Origin of the sequence: Actinosynnema sp. NPDC023794, assembly GCF_040639675.1 — a bacterium.
Classification (GTDB): Bacteria; Actinomycetota; Actinomycetes; order Mycobacteriales; family Pseudonocardiaceae; genus Actinosynnema; species Actinosynnema luteola.
The window spans coordinates 1-19,279 of record NZ_JBFAFR010000032.1; the positions used below are offsets into that span (position 1 = coordinate 1).

The 19,279-nt window shown below is 71.1% G+C and carries 25 protein-coding genes; 12 read left to right on the forward strand and 13 right to left on the reverse strand.

Translation table 11 applies throughout. The features are described 5' to 3' along the window. The 3 genes from AB0H12_RS37480 to aroA form a co-directional block, all read right to left on the reverse strand. Positions 1-1,178 (reverse strand): non-reducing end alpha-L-arabinofuranosidase family hydrolase (locus AB0H12_RS37480; RefSeq protein WP_499629486.1); only part of this gene is annotated, 1,178 nt, incomplete at its 3' end. A gap of 307 nt (positions 1,179-1,485) precedes the next feature. Continuing rightward, complete coding sequence (gene rsgA / locus AB0H12_RS37485) at positions 1,486-2,496, reverse strand: ribosome small subunit-dependent GTPase A (protein WP_499629488.1); 1,011 nt, start codon at positions 2,494-2,496, stop codon at positions 1,486-1,488. A 1-nt stretch (position 2,497) separates the two neighbouring features. Further along, a complete protein-coding gene (gene aroA / locus AB0H12_RS37490) occupies positions 2,498-3,772 on the reverse strand; it encodes a 3-phosphoshikimate 1-carboxyvinyltransferase (RefSeq protein WP_499629490.1) in 1,275 nt (424 codons plus the stop codon). 101 nt (positions 3,773-3,873) lie between these two features. On the opposite strand from aroA, the gene AB0H12_RS37495 reads away from it, so the two are divergent. Both AB0H12_RS37495 and AB0H12_RS37500 read left to right on the forward strand, forming a co-directional pair. Beyond that, positions 3,874-4,635 (forward strand): SOS response-associated peptidase, encoded by a 762-nt coding sequence (locus tag AB0H12_RS37495; protein WP_499629645.1) that lies wholly within the window; start codon positions 3,874-3,876, stop codon positions 4,633-4,635. Continuing rightward, positions 4,632-5,246 carry an alpha/beta hydrolase family protein gene (locus AB0H12_RS37500; protein WP_499629492.1) on the forward strand — a complete coding sequence of 205 codons (615 nt, stop codon included), beginning with the start codon at positions 4,632-4,634 and terminating at the stop codon, positions 5,244-5,246. Before AB0H12_RS37495 ends, AB0H12_RS37500 begins: the two co-directional genes overlap by 4 nt. Positions 5,247-5,264: 18 nt before the next feature. On the opposite strand, the gene ybaK is transcribed toward AB0H12_RS37500, so the two are convergent. Then, complete coding sequence (ybaK, locus tag AB0H12_RS37505; RefSeq protein WP_499629494.1) at positions 5,265-5,741, reverse strand: Cys-tRNA(Pro) deacylase; 477 nt, start codon at positions 5,739-5,741, stop codon at positions 5,265-5,267. A 214-nt stretch (positions 5,742-5,955) separates the two neighbouring features. Here ybaK and AB0H12_RS37510 point away from each other — a divergent pair, with 214 nt between their 5' ends. Then, positions 5,956-6,582 (forward strand): sigma-70 family RNA polymerase sigma factor, encoded by a 627-nt coding sequence (locus AB0H12_RS37510; protein ID WP_498717611.1) that lies wholly within the window; start codon positions 5,956-5,958, stop codon positions 6,580-6,582. Further along, on the forward strand, positions 6,579-6,881 hold the full coding sequence (rsrA, locus tag AB0H12_RS37515; RefSeq protein ID WP_499629496.1) for a mycothiol system anti-sigma-R factor: 303 nt from the start codon (positions 6,579-6,581) through the stop codon (positions 6,879-6,881). The genes AB0H12_RS37510 and rsrA overlap by 4 nt, the downstream gene beginning before the upstream one ends. Positions 6,882-6,974: 93 nt before the next feature. Here the strand turns inward: rsrA and AB0H12_RS37520 are convergent, their stop codons facing one another. Continuing rightward, on the reverse strand, positions 6,975-7,049 hold the full coding sequence (locus tag AB0H12_RS37520) for a 50S ribosomal protein bL37 (RefSeq protein WP_096498094.1): 75 nt from the start codon (positions 7,047-7,049) through the stop codon (positions 6,975-6,977). Between the two features lie 106 nt (positions 7,050-7,155). On the opposite strand from AB0H12_RS37520, the gene AB0H12_RS37525 reads away from it, so the two are divergent. Next, positions 7,156-7,371 carry a biotin/lipoyl-binding carrier protein gene (locus tag AB0H12_RS37525; protein ID WP_499629498.1) on the forward strand — a complete coding sequence of 72 codons (216 nt, stop codon included), beginning with the start codon at positions 7,156-7,158 and terminating at the stop codon, positions 7,369-7,371. Continuing rightward, complete coding sequence (locus AB0H12_RS37530; RefSeq protein WP_499629647.1) at positions 7,372-8,850, forward strand: histidine kinase N-terminal domain-containing protein; 1,479 nt, start codon at positions 7,372-7,374, stop codon at positions 8,848-8,850. A gap of 158 nt (positions 8,851-9,008) precedes the next feature. Here AB0H12_RS37530 and AB0H12_RS37535 read toward each other — a convergent pair whose 3' ends face one another. Both AB0H12_RS37535 and AB0H12_RS37540 read right to left on the reverse strand, forming a co-directional pair. Beyond that, positions 9,009-9,263: a WhiB family transcriptional regulator gene (locus AB0H12_RS37535; RefSeq protein ID WP_053719541.1), complete on the reverse strand. Its 255-nt coding sequence runs from the start codon at positions 9,261-9,263 to the stop codon at positions 9,009-9,011. Between the two features lie 225 nt (positions 9,264-9,488). Then, a complete protein-coding gene (locus AB0H12_RS37540; RefSeq protein WP_499629500.1) occupies positions 9,489-10,433 on the reverse strand; it encodes a diacylglycerol/lipid kinase family protein in 945 nt (314 codons plus the stop codon). Between the two features lie 302 nt (positions 10,434-10,735). On the opposite strand from AB0H12_RS37540, the gene AB0H12_RS37545 reads away from it, so the two are divergent. The 3 genes from AB0H12_RS37545 to AB0H12_RS37555 all read left to right on the forward strand — a co-directional run bounded on the left by AB0H12_RS37545 (position 10,736) and on the right by AB0H12_RS37555 (position 13,042). After that, positions 10,736-11,140 carry a hypothetical protein gene (locus AB0H12_RS37545; RefSeq protein ID WP_499629502.1) on the forward strand — a complete coding sequence of 135 codons (405 nt, stop codon included), beginning with the start codon at positions 10,736-10,738 and terminating at the stop codon, positions 11,138-11,140. Positions 11,141-11,285: 145 nt separating this feature from the next. Further along, positions 11,286-12,035 (forward strand): S1 family peptidase, encoded by a 750-nt coding sequence (locus tag AB0H12_RS37550; protein ID WP_499629504.1) that lies wholly within the window; start codon positions 11,286-11,288, stop codon positions 12,033-12,035. 200 nt (positions 12,036-12,235) lie between these two features. Beyond that, positions 12,236-13,042, forward strand: a complete 807-nt coding sequence (locus AB0H12_RS37555; protein ID WP_499629506.1) for an SAM-dependent methyltransferase — start codon at positions 12,236-12,238, stop codon at positions 13,040-13,042. 90 nt (positions 13,043-13,132) lie between these two features. On the opposite strand, the gene AB0H12_RS37560 is transcribed toward AB0H12_RS37555, so the two are convergent. Beyond that, entirely contained in the window at positions 13,133-13,582 is a 450-nt protein-coding gene (locus tag AB0H12_RS37560) for a MarR family transcriptional regulator (protein ID WP_499629508.1), read from the reverse strand. A gap of 69 nt (positions 13,583-13,651) precedes the next feature. On the opposite strand from AB0H12_RS37560, the gene AB0H12_RS37565 reads away from it, so the two are divergent. Further along, positions 13,652-14,149 carry a hypothetical protein gene (locus AB0H12_RS37565; RefSeq protein WP_499629510.1) on the forward strand — a complete coding sequence of 166 codons (498 nt, stop codon included), beginning with the start codon at positions 13,652-13,654 and terminating at the stop codon, positions 14,147-14,149. Here the strand turns inward: AB0H12_RS37565 and AB0H12_RS37570 are convergent. From AB0H12_RS37570 to sodN, 4 genes are all read right to left on the reverse strand, one after another. Beyond that, positions 14,124-14,609, reverse strand: a complete 486-nt coding sequence (locus tag AB0H12_RS37570; RefSeq protein ID WP_499629512.1) for a GNAT family N-acetyltransferase — start codon at positions 14,607-14,609, stop codon at positions 14,124-14,126. The two genes, AB0H12_RS37565 and AB0H12_RS37570, sit on opposite strands and share 26 nt — an antisense overlap. Then, a complete protein-coding gene (locus tag AB0H12_RS37575) occupies positions 14,602-15,207 on the reverse strand; it encodes a histidine phosphatase family protein (protein ID WP_499629514.1) in 606 nt (201 codons plus the stop codon). Before AB0H12_RS37575 ends, AB0H12_RS37570 begins: the two co-directional genes overlap by 8 nt. A gap of 9 nt (positions 15,208-15,216) precedes the next feature. Next, positions 15,217-16,008: a hypothetical protein gene (locus AB0H12_RS37580; protein WP_499629515.1), complete on the reverse strand. Its 792-nt coding sequence runs from the start codon at positions 16,006-16,008 to the stop codon at positions 15,217-15,219. A 179-nt stretch (positions 16,009-16,187) separates the two neighbouring features. After that, complete coding sequence (gene sodN / locus AB0H12_RS37585; RefSeq protein ID WP_073891370.1) at positions 16,188-16,607, reverse strand: superoxide dismutase, Ni; 420 nt, start codon at positions 16,605-16,607, stop codon at positions 16,188-16,190. A 78-nt stretch (positions 16,608-16,685) separates the two neighbouring features. On the opposite strand from sodN, the gene AB0H12_RS37590 reads away from it, so the two are divergent. Then, a complete protein-coding gene (locus AB0H12_RS37590; RefSeq protein ID WP_499629517.1) occupies positions 16,686-17,021 on the forward strand; it encodes a S26 family signal peptidase in 336 nt (111 codons plus the stop codon). A gap of 138 nt (positions 17,022-17,159) precedes the next feature. On the opposite strand, the gene AB0H12_RS37595 is transcribed toward AB0H12_RS37590, so the two are convergent. Continuing rightward, on the reverse strand, positions 17,160-17,753 hold the full coding sequence (locus AB0H12_RS37595) for a dTDP-4-dehydrorhamnose 3,5-epimerase family protein (protein ID WP_499629519.1): 594 nt from the start codon (positions 17,751-17,753) through the stop codon (positions 17,160-17,162). 313 nt (positions 17,754-18,066) lie between these two features. Here AB0H12_RS37595 and AB0H12_RS37600 point away from each other — a divergent pair, with 313 nt between their 5' ends. Further along, positions 18,067-19,227, forward strand: a complete 1,161-nt coding sequence (locus tag AB0H12_RS37600; protein WP_499629649.1) for an NAD(P)-dependent malic enzyme — start codon at positions 18,067-18,069, stop codon at positions 19,225-19,227. The last annotated feature ends 52 nt before the right edge of the window (positions 19,228-19,279 follow it).

Here is a 19,279-nt window from a genome sequence, read left to right on the forward strand (position 1 = left end):
CTGAGGCTGCTGGACGTGAACGAGCGGAAGTACCGGCCGTTGGAGCCGATCGCCTCGACGATCATGAGGTACTGGTTCTGGCCCTGGACCTTGTACACCTCGACCGCTTCGAACAGGTTGTTCGTCGTGTCGCTCATGATCGTGGTGTAGGACGAGCCGAAGCTGCCCGGGAAGTTCCCGAGCGGCATGACCTGGCGGTAGATCTTGCCGTTGTCACCGGCGAAGAACAGGTACATGTTCTGGCCGTCGCCGATGAGCGTCTGGTCGATGGGGCCCGTGCCGGAGCCGGTGATGCTGGCCGTGGAGAGCACCTGCTGCGCCGACCACCCGTTCGGGTTGGTGGGGTCGGTCGACGTCCGGTAGCTGAACGCGGTCCCGCCCCACTGGTAGGCCAGCACCCAGATGTTCTTCGGGGCGAAGTAGATCAGCGTGGGTGCGACGGTGCCGATGTTCATGGCCTGCTGGGGCGCCGAGGCCATCTCGGACCAGTTGCTGAAGAGCCCGAAGTTCATCGAGCCCCAGCGCGTCCCGAAGTCGTGGGTCGTGCCGTAGACCAGGTGCTTGCCGTTGTGGGGCACGTAGGTGAAGTCCTTGAGCGAGACCCAACCCGACCTCGGGTTCGCCAGCGCGCCCGAGGACGACCAGCGGTACCTCGACGGCAATGAACACGTGCCGGGCGTCGTCGTGGTCGTCGTGGTCGTGGAAGTGGTGCTGGTCGTCGATGTCGTCGAGGTCGTGCTACCGGTGCACACCACGCCGTTCAGGGCGAAACTCGTCGGAACCGGGTTGCTGCCCGTCCACGACCCGTTGAAACCGAACGACGCCGAACCGCCGGTGGCGATCGAACCGTTGTAGCTCACGTTCTTCGCGGTCACCGCGGAACCGCTCTGCGTCAACGACGTGTTCCACGACTGCGTCACCGTCTGGCCCGCGCCGAACGACCACGTCAACGTCCAACCGGTCAGCGGATCACCCAGGTTGGTGACCGACACGTTGCCGGTGAACCCGCCCTGCCACTGCGAAGCCACGGCGTAGTTCACCGAACAGCCCGCGGCCGCGGCGCCGGCCGGCAGCGCCACGAGGGTCGCAGCCGTTGCCAGCAGTGCGGCGCTCGCCACCGCGGCGCCGACATTGGCTGCTCTGAACCTGGTCATGAAGCTGCGTCGTTGCATTGACATGACGTCTCCTCTGCGGACTTTGCGCAAGTTTTCGAACAGTGGCCGTCCGCGATCGCAGTTGTCGACGAGAACGACCACCGGCTCAAGAAGTCGGCGCGCTCGACCGAGTGCCGATATGGCCGAGCGACAAGCACGTCGCTAAACGTTTTAGCGATAGTGCTAAATATTTGAGCGCGTTCTCATGGGCACCTTCCGGGCACGACGACGCTACCGGCAGTTAAGCGGTTGATCTGTTCCCAGAATGGAGTGCGCAAGGCCTTGAGGTCAACAGGGCGAGCTTGACCGTCTCAATGGGCGGGCAAAGGGATCAGTCGTATTCCTCCAGTTTGCCGCGGGAGGACAGGAGGCGGCGCAGGGAGGCCAGGCGGCCGGGGGAGGCCTCGCCGGTGCTGACCAGTTCGTCCAGCATGCAGTCCGGGTCGTCCGGGGGGCCCTGGTGACCGCAGCCCGACGGGCACTCCTCGGCCATGGCCTTCATGTCCGGGAACGCGCCCACGATGTCGTCCGGCGTGATGTGCGCCAGGCCGAACGAGCGGATGCCCGGCGTGTCCACCGCCCACCCGCCTTCCGGCAACGGCAGGGCGACGGTCTGGGTCGACGTGTGGCGGCCCTTGCCCACCCCGCTCACCACGCCCACCGCCCGGTGCGCGTCGGGCACCAGCCGGTTCACCAACGTCGACTTGCCGACACCCGAGTGCCCGATCAACGCCGACAACCGGTTCGCCAGCCGCCCGCGCAGCTCGTCCGGGTCCTGGTCGGACCGCGTCACCACCACCGGCAGGTCCAGCTCGGCGTACGCGGCGAGCAGCTCGTCCGGCGACGCCAGGTCCGACTTCGTCAAGCACAGCAGCGGTTCCAGCCCGCCCGCCCACGCCGCCACCAGGCACCGGTCGATGAAGCCGCGTCGGGGCTGCGGGTCCGCCAACGCCGACACGATCACCAGCTGCTCGGCGTTGGCGACCACCACCCGCTCGAACGGGTCCGTGTCGTCCGCCGTGCGCCGCAGCACGCTGCGCCGCTCCTCCACCCGCACGATCCGCGCCAACGTGTCCGGCTGACCGGACGTGTCGCCGACCAGCCCGACGTGGTCGCCGACGACGACCGGCGTGCGGCCGAGCTCCCGCGCCCGCATGGCGACGACCATCCGCCCGGGGTCGCCGTCCATCGCGCACGTCCACCGCCCCCGGTCGACCCCGACGACCATGGCGGGCACCGCGTCCGCGTGCTCGGGCCGGCGCTTGCTGCGCGGCCGGGTGCCCTTGCCCGGCCGCACCCGCACGTCGGACTCGTCCAACCGCCGCCAGTCGCCCCTCGCCACGTCAGCGCGCCCCCGGCAGCGCCAGCATGGCCGCCCACATGCCCGGGAAGTCGGGCAGCGTCTTCGTGGTGCAGCCGATGTCGTCCACGGACACGCCCTCGACGACCAGGCCGATGATCGCGCCGGCGGTGGCCATCCGGTGGTCGGCGTAGGCGCGCCACACGCCGCCGCGCAGCGGTCGCGGCGTGATGACCAGGCCGTCCTCGGTCTCCTCCGCGTCGCCGCCCAGCCGGTTGATCTCGGCGGCGAGCGCGGCGAGCCGGTCCGTCTCGTGACCGCGGATGTGGGCGACACCGCGGATCCGCGTCCGCCCGTCGGCCAGCGCCGCCAAGGCCGCGACGGTCGGCGTCAGCTCGCTCTCGTCGCGCAGGTCGACGTCGATCCCGGTCAACCGGTCCGGCCCGCGCAGGACCAGGCCGGCGTCGGACAGCGCCACCTCACAGCCCATGCGCCCGAACAGGTCCTGCGCCGCGCCGCCGGGCTGCGTGGTCCGCGTCGGCCAACCCGGGATCGTCACCCGACCGCCGGTGACCGCCGCCGCCGCCAGGAACGCGGTCGCGTTGGACAGGTCCGGCTCGACGTGCCAGTCGCGGCCCTCGACGGGGCCCGGCTCGACCCGCCACTCGTTCGGCGACGCGTCGTCCACCACCACACCGGCCTGGCGCACCATCGCCACGGTCATCTCGATGTGGGGCATGGAGGGCACGGGCTTGCCGTCGTGCCGGATCGTCACGCCGCTCTCGTAACGCGCGCCCGACAGCAGGAGCCCGGACACGAACTGGGACGACGCCGAAGCGTCGATGGTGACCTCGCCACCGGGCACGCCGCCCTTGCCGTGCAGCGTGAACGGCAGCGCGTCGCCCGCCACGTCCGCGCCCAGCGCCCGCAGCGCGTCCAGGATCGTGGTCATCGGCCGGGTCCGCGCGTGCGGGTCGCCGTCGAAGGTGACGTCGCCGACCGCGAGCGCGGCGGCGGGCGGCAGGAACCGCATCACGGTGCCCGCCAGGCCGCAGTCGACCTGCGCCGGGCCGTGCATCTCGTGCGGCGTGACCAGCCAGGACCCGTCCGGACCGTCGGCGACCTCGACGCCGAGCGACCGCAGCGCGTCGACCATCAGGTTGGTGTCGCGGCTGCGCAGCGGCGCGTGCACGGTGGACGGGCGGTCGGCCAGGGCGGCGAGCACGAGCGCGCGGTTGGTGATCGACTTGGAGCCTGGCACGGGTACCGTCGCGTCGACCGGGCCGTCGGCGGTGGGAGCGGACCACTGCTGAGTCATGGCTTGATGATTCCGCATCGGGTGGTCGACAGCTCGCACCGGGCTTTCCGACGTGCGACGATGGGCTTCGCCCGAGGGTGATCTGTGGAGAGGTGATCGGTGTGTGCGGCAGGTACGCGTCCACCAAGAACCCCGCGCTGCTCGCGGCGGAGTTCGACGCGGTCGACGGCACCGAGGGCGAGGCGCCCGGCGCGGACTACAACGTCGCGCCGACCAAGCAGGTGCTCGCCGTGGTCGAACGGCACCCGCGGGACGACGAGGGCAACCCCGACCCCGACACCACCGAGCGCAGCGTCCGCGTGATGCGCTGGGGCCTGGTGCCGCACTGGGCCAAGGACCTGTCCGGCGCCGCGAAGATGATCAACGCGCGGGCGGAGAGCGTGCTGGACAAGCCCGCCTACCGCAACTCGGCGGCCAAGCGCCGGTGCATCGTCCCGGCCGCGGGCTGGTACGAGTGGCAGCCCGGCGAGGGCCGCAAGCAGCCGTACTTCATCAACCCCGGCGACGACTCCAGCCTCGCCATGGCCGGCATCTGGTCGGTGTGGTGGCAGCAGGACGGCGACGAGCGCAAGCCGATCATCACCTGCGCCGTGCTCACCACGGACGCGATCGGCGAGATGACCTCCGTGCACCACCGGATGCCGCTGGTGCTGCCGAAGGACCGCTGGGCGGCGTGGCTCGACCCGGACAACGACGACCCGAAGGACCTGCTCGCGCCCGACCTCGACCTGGTCGACGCGCTGGAGCTGCGCCCGGTGTCGACGAAGGTCAACAGCATCAAGAACAACGACCCGTCGCTGATGGCGGCCGTCACGCTGGGGGAGTCCGAGAAGCCGGAGCCCACCTTGTTCGAGCTGAAATGACCTCGCGGGTGGTCGACACCCCGTTCGGCCCCGCGCGGGCCGAGCTGCACTGCGCCTCCGAGAGCCGCGCCGCGCTCCTGCTCGGGCACGGCGCGGGCGGCGGTATCGCCGCGCCGGACCTGGTGGCCGCGACCCGCGCGGCGGTGGACATCGGCGTGCACGTGGCGCTGGTCGAGCAGCCGTACCGGGTGGCCGGCCGCCGCGCGCCCGCGCCCGCCAACCAGCTCGACGCGGCGTGGCTCGCGGTGGCCGAGGAGCTCGGCGAGACCTGGTTCGACGACCTGCCGCTGCTGTTCGGCGGCCGGTCCTCCGGCGCGCGGGTGGCGTGCCGGACGTCGTCGGAGGGTCAGGCGGCGGCGGTGCTGTGCCTGGCGTTCCCCGTGCACCCGCCGGGCAAGCCGGAGAAGTCCCGGATGTCGGAGCTGGACGGCGTCGAGGTCGCCACCCTGGTCGTGCAGGGCGAGAACGACCCGTTCGGCAGGCCAGAGGCGGCGCACCACCGCGACGTCGTGCTGCTGCCCGGCGACCACAACCTCAAGGCCGACGTGGGCGCGGTGGGCCGGGCCGTCGGCGAGTGGCTCGACCGCGTGCTGCGCCCGCTCGAGGTGTGACCGTCGGCGCCCGGCGTATCAGGCCGAGATCGGTGCGATGACCGCCTGCGTGAGCCTGACCAGCGCTTCCGGTGCGATCTCGACCTCGAGCCCACGCCGTCCGGCCGAGCAGTAGATGGTCTCGAAAGCCTCCGCCGAGGCGTCCAGCGCCACCGGAAGCCGCTTCTTCTGCCCCAACGGCGAGATGCCTCCCGCCACGTACCCGGTGGCGCGCTCGGCCGCCGCGACGTCGGCCATCTTCGCCTTCTTCCCGCCCACGGCGGCGGCCAGCGCCTTGAGGTCCAGCTGCCCCGTGACCGGAACCACACCGACGGCCAGCCTGCCGTCCACGTCCGCGACCAGGGTCTTGAACACCCGTTCGGGGGCGATCCCCAACGCCTCCGCGGCCTCCAGCCCGTACGACTCGTGCCGGGGGTCGTGCTCGTAGGCGTGCAGCGCGTAGGCCACCTTCTGCTTGTCCAGCAACGCGGTGGCGGGCGTTCCACGACCGGCCATGATCGCGCACGATAGTCGAGGGAATGCGCGGCGACGTCGTCGCGTTGCTGCGAACGTGGCTACCGAGGTGATGGACCAGCAGGTCGGCAGGCAGGTCAAGGCGCGCCCACCGCGTGGCTCGGCTCACTGCCGACCCGGTGACCGCCGCGTATCCTCGACTGCGTCCCAGACAGTTCCATCCACCGCGCTGACCAGCCGGTGGGAAGGGAGCGCGGTGCCAGCCACGCGAACGCAGGACACGCCGACGGACGAGACAACGGCCGAGCGCGCAGCCAGGTTCGAGCGCGACGCTATGCCGATGCTCGACCAGTTGTACTCGGCGGCCCTGCGGATGACCCGCAACCCGGCCGACGCCGAGGACCTGGTCCAGGAGACCTACCTCAAGGCGTACGCCGCCTTCGCGTCCTTCTCGGAGGGCACGAACCTCAAGGCCTGGCTGTACCGCATCCTCACCAACACCTACATCAACGGCTACCGCAAGAAGCAGCGCCAACCGATCCAGCAGCCGACGGACGAGATCACGGACTGGCAGTTGGCGCAGGCGGAGAGCCACACGTCGACCGGGTTGCGGTCGGCGGAGGTCGAGGCGATGGACCGGCTGCCGGACTCAGACGTCAAGGAAGCCTTGCAGCGACTGCCGGAGGAGTTCCGGATCGCGGTGTACCTCGCGGACGTGGAGGGCTTCGCCTACAAGGAGATCGCAGACATCATGGGCACCCCCATCGGAACCGTGATGTCCCGGTTGCACCGGGGCCGCAGGCAGCTTCGCGACCAGCTGGCGGACACCGCGCGCGAGCGCGGCATCATCCGCGACGGTCAGCAGGAGGTGGCGGGCCGATGAGCTGCGGCGAACCGCACGAGACGGACTGCTCCGAGGTCCTGTCCGAGGTCTACCTCTTCCTCGACCACGAGTGCGACGAGAGGCGCAAGGAGCTGCTCCAGACCCACCTGGAGGAGTGCCACCCGTGCCTGGAGCAGTACGGCATCGAGGAGCACCTGAAGGCGTTGCTGGCCCGCAAGTGCGGCGGCGAGCACGCGCCCGAGGAGCTGCGGCGGCGCCTGCGCGCCCGGCTCTACCAGACGACGGTGGAGGTCGAGGTCACCACGACCGCGACCAGGACCGAGACGGCCGGCAGCTGACCGTCGGGGTCCCGTTCGCGGACCCCGGACGAGCGGTGCAAGTCGAAGGCCCCGGAGCGGTGCTCCGGGGCCTTCGCACGCCGTGACACTGAATCAGGCGTTGGGGCGCTTCCCGTGGTTGGCGCCACCCTTCTTGCGGTCGCGGCGCTTGCGGGCACGCTTCGACATGGGGTTCTCCTAGTGCTCGTCATGCTTCATCCCAGTGTGTCACGCGGTCGCCCAGGCACGGCACCGGGTCTGAATCGTGGTTGGATGGACTCGACGAAGGAGGACCATGGCCGAGGAGATCCGGGCCGAGATCGTGGCCAACGTGGCCCAGATCGCCGTCGAGGAAGGCGATGAGGTCACGCACGAGACCACGGTCGTGGTGCTCGAGAGCATGAAGATGGAGATCCCGGTCCTCCCCGAGGGCGCGGGCCGGATCACCCGCATCGCCGTCTCGCCCGGCGACGTGGTCCAAGAGGGCGACCTCATCGCGGTGGTGGAGTAGCTGTCCACGCTCACCGACCTCCTGGCCGAGCACACCAAGCTCTCCGGCGGAGCCGTCGACCACCTGCAACTGGTGGTCGCGGAGTGGCAGCTGCTGTCCGACCTCAGCTTCGCCGACTTCCTGATGTGGGTGCCGCTGGACGAGACGACGTTCCTGTGCGTCGCGCAGGCCCGGCCGACGACCGCGCCGACCGCGCACCCCGAGGACGTCGTCGGCAGCATGGTGGACGTCGAGGAACACCCCCAGCTGCGCCGCGCGATGACCGAGGCCCGGATCTGCCGCGAGGAGGACCCGCGCTGGCACCTCGGCGTGCCGGTCCGCCGCGAGGCGATCCCGGTCAAGCGGAACGACGAGGTCATCGCGGTCCTCAGCCGCAACACGAACCTGGCCGTGCCGCGCGTGCCGAGCCCGTTGGAGATCTCCTACCTGGGCAGTGCCGCCGACCTGTGCCAGATGATCTCGGACGGCACGTTCCCGACCACCGAGCCGTCGCCGGACGTGCACACCAGCCCTCGCGTGGGTGACGGCCTGATCCGGCTGGACGCCTCGGGCGCGGTCGTGTTCGCCAGCCCGAACGCGCTGAGCGCCTACCACCGCATGGGCCACGCGTCCGACCTGGTCGGCGTGCACCTGGCCCCGTTGACGCGGTCCCTGATCGGCGACCCGTTCGACGCCACCGAGGTCGCGCAGCGCATCCGGTCGGCCCTGGACGGCCAGCCGAGCATGCGCATCGAGGCCGAGTCGCGCCGCGGCGCGGCCGTGCTGTTCCGCGCCCTGCCGCTGCGACCGCGTGGCAGCGCGGCGGGCGCGCTGGTGCTGTGCCGCGACGTCACGGAGGTCCGCCGCCGCGACCGCGCCCTCATGTCGAAGGACGCGACGATCCGCGAGATCCACCACCGGGTGAAGAACAACCTGCAGACGGTGGCCGCGCTGCTGCGCCTGCAGAGCAGGCGGACCAGCAGCGAGGAGGCGCGCGAGGCGCTGGCCGAGTCGGTGCGCCGCGTCACGTCGATCGCGCTGGTGCACGAGACGCTGTCCATGTCGGTGGACGAGCGGGTGGACCTCGACGACGTGGTGGACAAGGTCATCCCGATGATGTCGGACGTGGCCGCCACCGAGTCGCAGGTCGTGGTGCGCCGGGACGGGAAGTTCGGCATCGTCCAGGCCGAGCTCGCCACCCCGCTGGTGATGGTGCTGACCGAACTCGTGCAGAACGCGTTCGAGCACGCGTACGCGGCGGGCCAGCGGGGCGAGGTGGTCGTGCACGCCGAGCGCTCGGCGAAGTGGCTCGACGTCGTGATCTCGGACGACGGTCGCGGCCTGCCGCAGGGCTTCTCGCTGGAGCGCACCGACCGGCTCGGGCTGCAGATCGTCCGGACGCTGGTGGAGTCCGAACTCAGGGGCTCGTTGAGCTTGCGGAGGCGGCCCCGAGGCGGTACAGAGGCGGTCCTGCGCGTACCGCTCAGAGCCCGGCGTTAGACTGCTCCCCGTGCACACGTGACGACCTACCTCAGCGGTCCGATCGACGGCTCAGCCGTCGTGGAGTCACGTGGTCATGCGGGAGGGTGTGCAACACAAGCGAAAGGCCCGACACCTGGCACGGTGTCGGGCCTTTCGTCTTGTTTGCTCGAGGCGGCTCAGGCGTTGCTGCGAGCCCGGGTGCGAGCGTTGCGGCGCTTGAGGGCGCGACGCTCGTCTTCGCTCATCCCGCCCCACACGCCGGCGTCCTGGCCGCTCTCGAGCGCCCACGAGAGGCAGTCGGAGACGACGGGGCAGCGGCGGCAGACGGTCTTCGCCTCGGCGATCTGCAGGAGCGCAGGACCGCTGTTCCCCACGGGGAAGAACAGCTCGGGGTCCTCGTCGCGGCAGATCGCGCGGTGGCGCCAGTCCATTGGAACTACTCCTCAGCTAGGCGCGCGCGAAGGCGCGCCACTCGTCAGCGGTCGGTTTGGGGTGCTTGTGAATGCTTTCACGAACGGCGGGGATGTCAAGGGTTTAGCCCCAACCCGGTGAGTGAACTCACCCGAAAGATCGACTGGGTTCACCTGCGCTTTCACACAGGGACGTCACACCAGGTCACAACATCGCGGATGGGTACCGGGCCGGTCACGCCACGATCACACGGCGACCGTGAGCGCGCCTGGCACCCCGGTGAACTCGACCTCGGTGCACGAGCCGAGCAGGTCACCGTCAACCTGCAGGTTGACGGGTTCCGGACTCGTCACGCGGACGAACTCGACGTCGTCGCGCCGGAGCAGGTTCCCGCCTTTGGGGTTCCCATCCGTGGCCAAGAGATGCGCGAGATAGCGAAGAACTGTCGGCAATCCCATCCCGTGCAGCGCGAACAGGCCGAGGCCGCCGTCGAAGGACGTGCTGGGGTTGAGCCGGATCGCCTTGTCACCGAGGTAGGTCCACGGGTCGGTGTTCGAGACGAACGCGAGCCGCACGTCCTCGAACAGCGGTTCGTCGGGAATGCGCACGGTGAGCGTGGGCGGCTGTCTGCGCTGGGTGAAGTAGCTGGTCAGCGCGGTGCGGGCGTACAGGGTCGGTGACGCCTGGCGGCCCTTGGCGCGCTGGTGCTCGACGGCCGCGACCACGTCGGCGTCCCAGCCGACGCCGGCGTTGAAGGTGAACCAGCGGTCGTGGTCGAGACCCGCGCCGGTGGCCGCGACGTGCCCGACGCTGACCTTGCGGCTGGTGCCGTGCTCGATGGCCTGCAGCAGGCGGTAGGTGGCCTCGACCGGGTCGCGCGGCAGGCCGAGCGCGCCCGCGAACACGTTCGCCGAGCCGCCGGGGACCACGCCGAGCATGGGCAGGCCCGGCTGCGCGCCCTCGCGCAGCACGCCGTTGACCACCTCGTTCACCGTGCCGTCGCCGCCGTGCGCCACGACCAGGTCGTACCCGTCCAGGACGGCCTGCGCGGCGGCGTCCGCCGCGTGGCCGCGGTAGTCCGTCTCGACGATGTCGAGCTTCACATCGCTGGCCAGTGCGTGCGCGAGCACGTCCCGACCGGCAGGCGTGGTTGCCGTCGCCTGCGGGTTGACCACCAGAAGTGCGCGCACTCTTGCAGAGTAGGACAGCGCGTGACCTCCGACAGGTTGCGTATCACCCGGGAGGAGGCTGCAGAGCGCACGAAAGTGGCCGACGTCTCCTTTCCGTGTCCCGATTCCCTGGGTCCCGCGTCGTGCTGCGTCTCGCGACAAGTGCACCCCGGCCCGACCGCCGGCTCGCCGAAGAGACTCCTGTGATCATCGCCCCTGGGGCGGTCGAGCGGGACACGCCAACCGGGTGGCCTACGATGCGTGACGAGTACGCACTGTGAGGAAAGGCCCAGTTGAGGGGCGCACAGCTGAAGGGGCGCGGCGTGTCGACCGAAGGCAAGGTCCCACCGGCGGTCCGGGCGGCGGGCGCGCTGACCGCGTTGCAGGGCCTGACCGGGCTGGCGTTCGCGGTCGCGCTGGTGGTGCGGTCGTTCAGCGCGGAGAAGTCCGGCGAGGTGCTCGGTGAGGCCGCCTACTTCGCGGTGCTGTCGGCGGGTGTGCTCGCGGCCGGCGTCGGCCTGGTGCTCGGCAAGCACTGGGGTCGCACGCCCGCGGTCGTCGTGCAGCTCCTCCTGTTGGGCGTCGCCTGGTACATGTACGGGCCGTCCGACCGCCAGCTGTGGGGCGCGCTGCTCGGTGCGTACGTCGTCGGCACGCTCGTGCTGCTGTTCACCAACCCGGTGCGCCGGTGGGCGCTCGGCGTGGACGAGGGAGAAGCGGACGGGTAGTCGGTTCCGGTCGGTCAGGGCCAATCGGCCGCAGACCATCGTCTGGGCGCTCGCCGACTAACGGCGGGTGGCCGGCGTCACTCCGACAGGTGACGCTGTGGGTGGTGAATTCACCACTCCCTGCGTTCGTTGAGGTGACAACTCCATGCGATTCACTCGCGCCCTGTCCGCGGTGGTCGGAGCCACTACCGCACTGCTGTCCGCGTTCGCCCTGACCGCGATCGCGCCGGCGGCGTCGGCCCAGGAGGCCGGCGTCGTCGAGCCGTACATCATCGGCGGCGGCACGGCGAGCAACGCCCCGTGGGCGGCCCGCCTGTTCCGCAACGGCCAGCAGAACTGCTCGGCCACGATCATCGCCCCGCAGTGGGTCCTGACCGCGCAGCACTGCGTGGCGAGCTCGGGCACCTACACGTTCCGGATCGGCAGCCTCGACCAGACCACCGGCGGCACCCTGGCCACCGCCACCCAGATCATCCAGCACCCGTCGGTCGACCTGGCGCTGGCGCGGCTGGACCGGTCGGTCTCGGGCACCTACGCGCCGCTGGGCACCACCACGGCCGTGGCCGTCGGCCAGACCGTGCAGCTCTACGGCTGGGGCGCCACCTGCACCAACCAGCCGGAGATCAACTGCCAGTCCCGCTACCTCAAGTACGCCAACACCCGCGTCACCTCGGTCAACGGGCGTGACTACCGCGGCGGCATCGCGATCTCGGTGTCCCGCGTCGACGGCATCGCGGCCGGCGGCGACTCGGGTGGCCCGATGTTCGCGACCAGCCCGGTCGACGGTCGCCGCTACCAGGTCGGCGTCGCCTCCACCAGCGACCGCTCCACCCGGTCGAACTACACCGCCGTCACCCGCTACCGCGACTGGATCCGCTCCTACGCCGGAGTGTGAGCCGAGCTCCCCGGCCGAGGGGCAGGCACCTCTCCCCCGGCGCCGCCCCTCGGCCGGGGCACCACGGTTTGATCCGGGGTCACTCACCAGTCACAATCACCCTGCGTGTTCACATTTGGCGGATGGACACGAACGGAGTAGCCAGATACGGTCTGGCAGGCGTTCACGCCGCTCCGGGTGCAGGCAGGGTGAGGTGCGCAGTGCAGAACCCCCCGAGGTGGGTGTCGACCAATGGTGATGTCGAGCGCCCCAACGTGGCCCGGCTCTACGACTACTACCTCGGCGGAGCGCACAACTTCGCGGTCGACCGCGAGTTCGCCGACCGGTCGATGAACGAGATCCCGACCGCCGCCATGGTCCAGCACACCCGTTCGTTCCTGCGCCGGGCCGTCCGGCTGTGCGTGGCGCAGGGCATCCGCCAGTTCCTCGACCTCGGCTCCGGCATCCCCACCGCGGGCAACGTGCACGAGGTCGCCCAGCAGGCCGACCCGACGTGCCGCGTGGTGTACGTGGACAACGAGCCCGCCACCGTGGCCCACAGCCGCACCATGCTGCGGGACAACGCGGGCGCGGCCATCGCCGAGGCCGACATCCGGGACGTGGACGCGGTGCTGGCCGCGCCCGAGGTCCGCGGGCTGCTCGACCTGACCCGGCCGGTCGCCGTGCTGATGGTCGCGATCCTGCCCTACATCGCCGACGACGACCGCCCGATCGAGCTGGTCCACCGCTACCGCGACGTGATCGCCGACGGCAGCTACCTGGTGATCAGCCACCTGACCGCGGACGAGCAGCCGGAGCTGGTGCGCAAGCTGGTCGGCGTGGCCGCCGAGACGGACTCGCCGGTCGTGGCACGGTCCAGGTCGGACGTCCAGGCGATGCTCGACGGGTTCGACCTGTTCGAGCCCGGGCTGGTGCTGGCGACGAAGTGGCGTGGCGAGGGCGAGCCGGAGACCGGCGCCGAGGCCGTGACCTACGGCGCGGTGGGCGTGAAGCGGCCGAACGGCTGATCACGCCGGTCGGGTCGCCGGTCCTGGGTTCGACCGGGTTCGCGGCGGTTGTCGCCCGAGCGGTGTGCCCGGCGGCGGTCGCGCACCGGGTCACGGCCGACCGGGGGACGGCTTCCCGGCCTCGCTGAGCAGGCGGGTCTGCTCCTGCAGCACGGCGACCGCGCGGACCACCCAGTCCCCGATGACCTGCTGCTCCTCCGGGCTGTAGCGCGCGCTCAGCTCGGCCATGGCCGAGCTCAACCCGGCGAAGACCTGCCCGAACGCGCCGGGGATCGCGGTGATCACCACCCGCCTGCGGTCGCCGGGGTCGGGTTCGCGCCGCACCAGGCCCGCGCGTTCGAGCCGGTCCGCGACGCCGGTGACGGCGCCGGGGGTCAGGTTGATCTCCTTGGCCAGCTCGCCCGCCGACAGCGGGCCCTTGCCGGCGATGAGCGCGAGCGCGCGCTGGTCGACCGCCGTCACGCCCAAGCGCGCGCCGACGGCCTCGTGGAACGCGACCACCGCCGTGCTCAGCTCACGTCCGAAGTCCCGTCCGTCCATGTCGTCACTTTACCGCGCTCGATATTTCAGTACACTGAACTAAAATAAATCGAGGAGTGGGGTCCTGGGATGTCGGAGCTGGGGTTGGCGGTCGAGGTGCCGCGCTGGGCCGCGCGGTTCTACCTGCGGCACTGGGTGGTGGTCGTCGGGTTGTCGCTGGTGGCGTCCGTGCAGCGGCTCGTGGTGGTGAACTGGGGCGACCTGGTGCCGGAGGGGGTGGCGTTCGCCTCGGAGGTCGTCGTGATGGCCACGCGGGTGCTGCTGGTCGTCGTGATCTGGCGGTTGGCGACCCGGGGTGAGCGGCTGAAGTGGGCGAACGCGCGGTCGTTCGCGGCGCGGCACTGGCCGAGCCTGGTGTGGCAGGGGGTGCTGCTGGCGGTGGCGTTCCTGGTGTTCGACGTCGTCGCCGAGCAGGTGGTCGGCGGGCTGCTGCCCGAGTCGGCGCGGCAGACCTACCTGGCCGTGCTGCTGTTCGCGAAGAACCCGACCGTCATCGCGTTCACGTTCGTGTGGTGGGTGGGGCTGATCCGGCAGGTCGGCGTCAGCCGTGCAGTCCCAGTCGCGTGAGCGAGTCGTCGGTGAGGCGGAAGACGGTCCACTCGTCCATCGGGAGCGCGCCGAGCGACTTGTAGAAGCCGATCGCGGGCGCGTTCCAGTCGAGCACCCACCACTCCAGGCGCGCGTAGCCGCGGGCGACGCACTCCTCGGCGAGGGCTTGCAGGAGCGCCCGGCCGAGGCCGCTCTGGCGCTGGTCCGGCTGGACGTAGAGGTCTTCGAGGTAGATGCCGTGCGTGCCGCGCCAGGTGGAGAAGTTGAGGAACCACAGGGCCATGCCGACGACCCGACCGTCCACTTCGGCCACGTGGCCGAAGAGGGCGGGCGAGGGGCGGAACAGCGCGTCGCGCAGCTGCTCGACGGTCAGCCGGCACTCGTGCCGCGCGCGTTCGTACTCGGCCAGCTCCTCGACCAGGGCGACGACGGCGGGCACGTCCTCCTCGCGCACGCGGCGGACGCGGGGATCAGTCAACGTCGACCTCCCAGGCGGGCACGTTCAGCCGCCGGACCTGCGGGTCACCGCGCTCGTCGCCGAGCACCGTCGTGCCGGCCGGGTCCAGTCCGAAGTGGACACCCTCGCTCGGCGGCAGGTTCAGCCAGGTGGCGATGAGCACGCGGCTGAAGTGGCCGTGGCCGACCAGCACCACGTCACCGCTGAGCAACGCCTGGCGCGCCCGGTCGAGCACCTTGGCGGCGCGCGCGTGCACCTCGTCGTGCGTCTCGCCCTTGGGCACGGCGTGGGTCCAGACCGTCCAGCCCGGGTCGGTCTCCCGGATCTGGGGCGTGGTGAGGCCCTCGTAGTCGCCGTAGTCCCACTCGGCGAGCTCCTCGGTGCGCTCGACGTCGTGCAGCCCGGCCAGCTCGGCGGTCCGCCAGGCGCGTTGGCGCGGGCTCGACAGCACCAGCGCGGGCGGCAGGTCGGTGGCGCGCAGCCGGGCCAGCACGGCGCCGGCGCGGCGGGCCTGCTGCACCCCGGTGTCGGTCAGGGGGACGTCGGTCAGGCCGGTGTGCCGACCGCTCTCGGACCACTCTGTTTGACCGTGCCGGAGCAGGTAGACGTGTGAGGTCACGGCCCGAGCTTACGGACGCCGCACCCCGTCACCGGGTCGGGGCACCGGTTGCGGCCGGGGGCCGGTGCGCCAGCCGATCCGCCGCGCGCGGAGCATCGAGTACTCGACGGCGGCCAGGACGAGGGTGGTGACCAGGCCGCCGAGGGTGAGCGTCAGCCAGACCGGGTCGGACACGCCGTTGGTGTCGGCCTCGACGAGTTCCACCGCGGTGGCGGTGACGACCACCGCGGTGGTGACGGCGGGACCGAGGAGGGGGTGGAACTCGCCGATGAAGCAGCTGCCGCGCACGGCCCACCAGGCCGCGCAGCCGACGTAGACGGCCACCCAGAGCGCGTACGCGATGGCGAGCAGGCCGCCGAAGAGCGCGAGCACCGCCGTGCCGAAGTCGGTCGGCTTCAAGGTGTCGAAGAGGTCGTTGGTGACGACGAGCACGATCGGCGCCATCGCGCCGAAGGTCGTCAGCAGGAGGAGGGCGATCTTCCCGATCACCGGCCGCAGGCGCAGCCCGGCGCGGGGCTCGCGGTGGGTGCGCAGGTACAGCAGCAGCACCGCGACGGGCACGATGGCCAGCGCGATGATCACGTTCTCGACGGTCTTGCCCCAGCCGTCCTCGTTCAAGGTGTCCACCACACCCCGATCGCCCCGGCCGAGGACGATCAACGTCAGCAGGCCGAGCACGGACCGCCAGGAGGAGACCCGGCCCAACGCCGGCGAGTCCGCGGGCGGCGGCACGCGGAACAACCGCGCCGCCGCACCCCACGGCTTCCGCACCGAGTCCACGGAGGGCAACGGGGTGCTCATCGGGCGAGATCTCCTTGCCGACCGCCGAACGGAACCCGCTGATCGTCCCAGGGCAGGCCGCCGTCCGGACGCGGGCCGGTGCACGGTCACCCGAACAGCGCACCGGGACGGGCCGGGCCGCGAAACGGCGCTGACCAGGCGAAGCGTTCCGCTCGGTCAGCGCCGTGTGGAGCAGGTGATCAGGCCGCGGCCTTCGTCTCCCAGAAGATCTTGTCGATCTGGGCGATCAGGTCGAGCAGCTCCTGGCCCTTGGCGGGGTCCATGGAGCCCTTCGCGCCGGACGCGCCGGCCGCCTTCGTGGCCCGGTTGAACAAGTCGTGCAGCTCCGGGTACTTCTCGAAGTGCGGCGGCTTGAAGTAGTCGGTCCACAGCACCCACAGGTGGTGCTTGACGAGCTCGCTGCGCTGCTCCTTGATCAGGATGGCGCGGGCGCGGAACTCGGGGTCCTCGTTCGCCTGGTACTTCTCCTGAATCGCCTTGACCGACTCGGCCTCGATCCGGGCCTGGGCCGGGTCGTAAACACCGCACGGGAGGTCGCAGTGCGCGGTGGCCTCCAGGAGCGGGCGGCGGAGTGAACGGATGCGCGACAGAAGTCGCATCTTTCCTCCCTGACAGTGGATGCTCCGACGTGACGAACCCTACTCCGGGGCCTCGGCGCGAGCAGGTGGAGGTGATCGTTGGCACGGCACGAGGCCAACCCGTTGCCGCTGGTTCGGGTGGTCGGACCCTCGATGGTCCCGACGCTGCGGACGGGGGACGTGGTCCTGGTCCACTTCGGGAAACCGCCCCGCCGGCACGACCTCGTGCTGGTCAGGTGGGCGGCGCGGCCCGGGCAGCTGTCGATCAAGCGGGCGGTGCGGGCCGACGGCGGCGGCTGGCACGTCGAGGGCGACAACCCGTTCGCCTCCACGGACTCGCGGACGCTGGGGCCCGCGGAGGTGGTGGGTGTGATCCGCGCCCGGCTCTGGCCGCGCCCCCGGCTGTTGCGCCGGCGGCCCGCCCCGGAGGGCTGAACGCCGGCGGCAGCGGGCAAGTCGGCCGGCGGCTGCGGGAAGACACCGAGGCCGGGGGACCGCGGGGAGGACGCCGGGCCGCGGGAAGGTGAACCGCCGGCGGCCTCCGCGAAGGGCCGGCGGGTCGACGGGCCGGGATCAGGCGCGCAGCTTGGCGTACCAGGCCACGCAGTCGTCGTACGACGGCAGCAGCCCGGCGTCGCGCGCCTCCTCGAACGTCGGCGCGGAGGCGTCCTTCGGCGACAGCACCGGCGTGATGTCGGAGGGGAACGGCAGGTCCATCGACAACGGGTGGATGCCGTGCTCGGCCTTCGGGTTGAACCCCTCCGAGCACAGGTACGACGCGACCGTGTCGTCCTCCAGCGCCATCAGCGCGTGCCCGACCCCCTCGGGGAGGTACACGGAGTTGAACAACCCCTCCGACAGCTCCATCGCGTCCCACTCGCCGAACGTGGGCGAGCCGACGCGCAGGTCCACCACGATGTCGATCATCCGCCCGCGCGGGCAGTGCACGTACTTGGCCTGTCCGGGCGGCGTGTCGGCGTAGTGGACGCCGCGCACGACGCCGCGCTTGGACACGCTGTGGTTCGTCTGGGCGATCTTCATCGGGTGTCCGACCGCTTCGGTGAACGCCGCTTCCTGGTACGGCGCGACGAACATGCCGCGATCGTCGGGGAACACCGAAGGGGTGAACTCGAAAGCGCCGGAAATTTTCAACTCACGTGCCTGCATGGCGCCCACCCTAGAACGCGGCGGTTCTTGACCGATCCTGCCTGCGGAAACTGACCGGTCGGTTCAGAAAACCGGACGTACGTTCTGTGGCACTACCTCTGACCTGCGGAAAAACTGTGATCCCCGCCGCAGACAGCGGCCGGGGACGCTGCCATGCTTGCCCGCACACCGCCACCGAGAGCAGTCCCGCAGACCGCGGGGACGACTCCCAGACAGGCCCCGTCGACCCGCGTGACAACGCCGGTCCCGGTGCGCCGCAGGTATCGCGCACCGCAGGAGGACTTCCGTGACCGCATTGAACGACCAGCCCCAGATGACCACCGAATTGAGCGACGAGGAAATCTTCCGCGCCCACGAAGGCGGAAAGCTGGCCGTCGGCGCGACCGCCTCGTTGGCCGACCCACGCGCGCTCTCCATCGCCTACACGCCCGGTGTGGCCAGGGTCAGCCGGGCGATCGCGGACGACCCGGGGCTGGCCGCCAAGTACACCTGGGCGCACCGGCTGGTCGCCGTGGTCAGCGACGGCACCGCCGTGCTCGGCCTGGGCGACATCGGCCCGAGCGCGTCGCTGCCGGTGATGGAGGGCAAGGCGGCGCTGTTCAAGACCTTCGGCGGCCTCGACTCCATCCCGCTGGTGCTCGACACCACGGACGTGGACGAGATCGTGGAGACGCTGGTCCGGCTGCGCCCGTCGTTCGGCGCGGTCAACCTGGAGGACGTCGCCGCGCCGCGCTGCTTCGAGCTGGAGGCCCGGCTCGTCGAGGCCCTGGACGTGCCGGTCATGCACGACGACCAGCACGGCACCGCGGTGGTGGTGCTGGCGGCCCTGCGCGGCGCGAACACCGTGCTCGGCAAGGACCTGGCGAACCAGCGCGTGGTCGTCTCCGGCGCGGGCGCGGCCGGTGTGGCGTGCGCGAAGATCCTGCTGGCGGCGGGCATCGGCGAGGTCACCGTGGTCGACTCTCGGGGCATCGTGCACGTCGGCCGGGACGCGTTGAACCCGGTGAAGGAGCAGCTGGCCGAGGTCACCAACGGCAGCGGCCTGCGCGGCGGCATCGCCGAGGCGTTGCGCGGCGCGGACGTGTTCGTCGGCGTCTCCTCGTCCAAGGTGCCCGAAGAGCTGATCGCGAGCATGGCCGACGACTCGATCGTGTTCGCGCTGTCCAACCCCGACCCCGAGGTGCACCCGGACGTGGCGCGCCGGCACGCCGCCGTGGTCGCCACCGGGCGCAGCGACTTCCCGAACCAGATCAACAACGTCCTCGCGTTCCCCGGCATCTTCCGCGGCGCGCTGGACGCGGGCGCGAAGAGGATCACCGAGGGCATGAAGCTCGCCGCCGCGGAGGCCATCGCGGCGGTCGCGGCCGACGACCTCTCGGTCGACCGGATCGTGCCGAGTGCCCTCGACCCGCGGGTCGGTCCGGAAGTGGCCGCCGCCGTGGCCTTGGCAGCCCGCGAAGACGGAGTAGCCTGACTCCAAGTCGGAGTTGGGAGAGCTCCGGCCGCATCCGTCCGTACCCGTCGAC

What these genes read in the sequence shown, in the direction of transcription:
- aroA (WP_499629490.1), bottom strand. Translation starts at nt 3,772, where the DNA reads ATGACTCAGCAGTGGTCCGCTCCCACCGCCGACGGCCCGGTCGACGCG.
- AB0H12_RS37500 (WP_499629492.1), top strand. Translation starts at nt 4,632, where the DNA reads ATGACCTCGCGGGTGGTCGACACCCCGTTCGGCCCCGCGCGGGCCGAG.
- ybaK (WP_499629494.1), bottom strand. Translation starts at nt 5,741, where the DNA reads ATGGCCGGTCGTGGAACGCCCGCCACCGCGTTGCTGGACAAGCAGAAG.
- rsrA (WP_499629496.1), top strand. Translation starts at nt 6,579, where the DNA reads ATGAGCTGCGGCGAACCGCACGAGACGGACTGCTCCGAGGTCCTGTCC.
- AB0H12_RS37525 (WP_499629498.1), top strand. Translation starts at nt 7,156, where the DNA reads ATGGCCGAGGAGATCCGGGCCGAGATCGTGGCCAACGTGGCCCAGATC.
- AB0H12_RS37535 (WP_053719541.1), bottom strand. Translation starts at nt 9,263, where the DNA reads ATGGACTGGCGCCACCGCGCGATCTGCCGCGACGAGGACCCCGAGCTG.
- AB0H12_RS37550 (WP_499629504.1), top strand. Translation starts at nt 11,286, where the DNA reads ATGCGATTCACTCGCGCCCTGTCCGCGGTGGTCGGAGCCACTACCGCA.
- AB0H12_RS37560 (WP_499629508.1), bottom strand. Translation starts at nt 13,582, where the DNA reads ATGGACGGACGGGACTTCGGACGTGAGCTGAGCACGGCGGTGGTCGCG.
- AB0H12_RS37565 (WP_499629510.1), top strand. Translation starts at nt 13,652, where the DNA reads ATGTCGGAGCTGGGGTTGGCGGTCGAGGTGCCGCGCTGGGCCGCGCGG.
- AB0H12_RS37580 (WP_499629515.1), bottom strand. Translation starts at nt 16,008, where the DNA reads ATGAGCACCCCGTTGCCCTCCGTGGACTCGGTGCGGAAGCCGTGGGGT.
- sodN (WP_073891370.1), bottom strand. Translation starts at nt 16,607, where the DNA reads ATGCGACTTCTGTCGCGCATCCGTTCACTCCGCCGCCCGCTCCTGGAG.
- AB0H12_RS37595 (WP_499629519.1), bottom strand. Translation starts at nt 17,753, where the DNA reads ATGCAGGCACGTGAGTTGAAAATTTCCGGCGCTTTCGAGTTCACCCCT.
- AB0H12_RS37600 (WP_499629649.1), top strand. Translation starts at nt 18,067, where the DNA reads ATGACCACCGAATTGAGCGACGAGGAAATCTTCCGCGCCCACGAAGGC.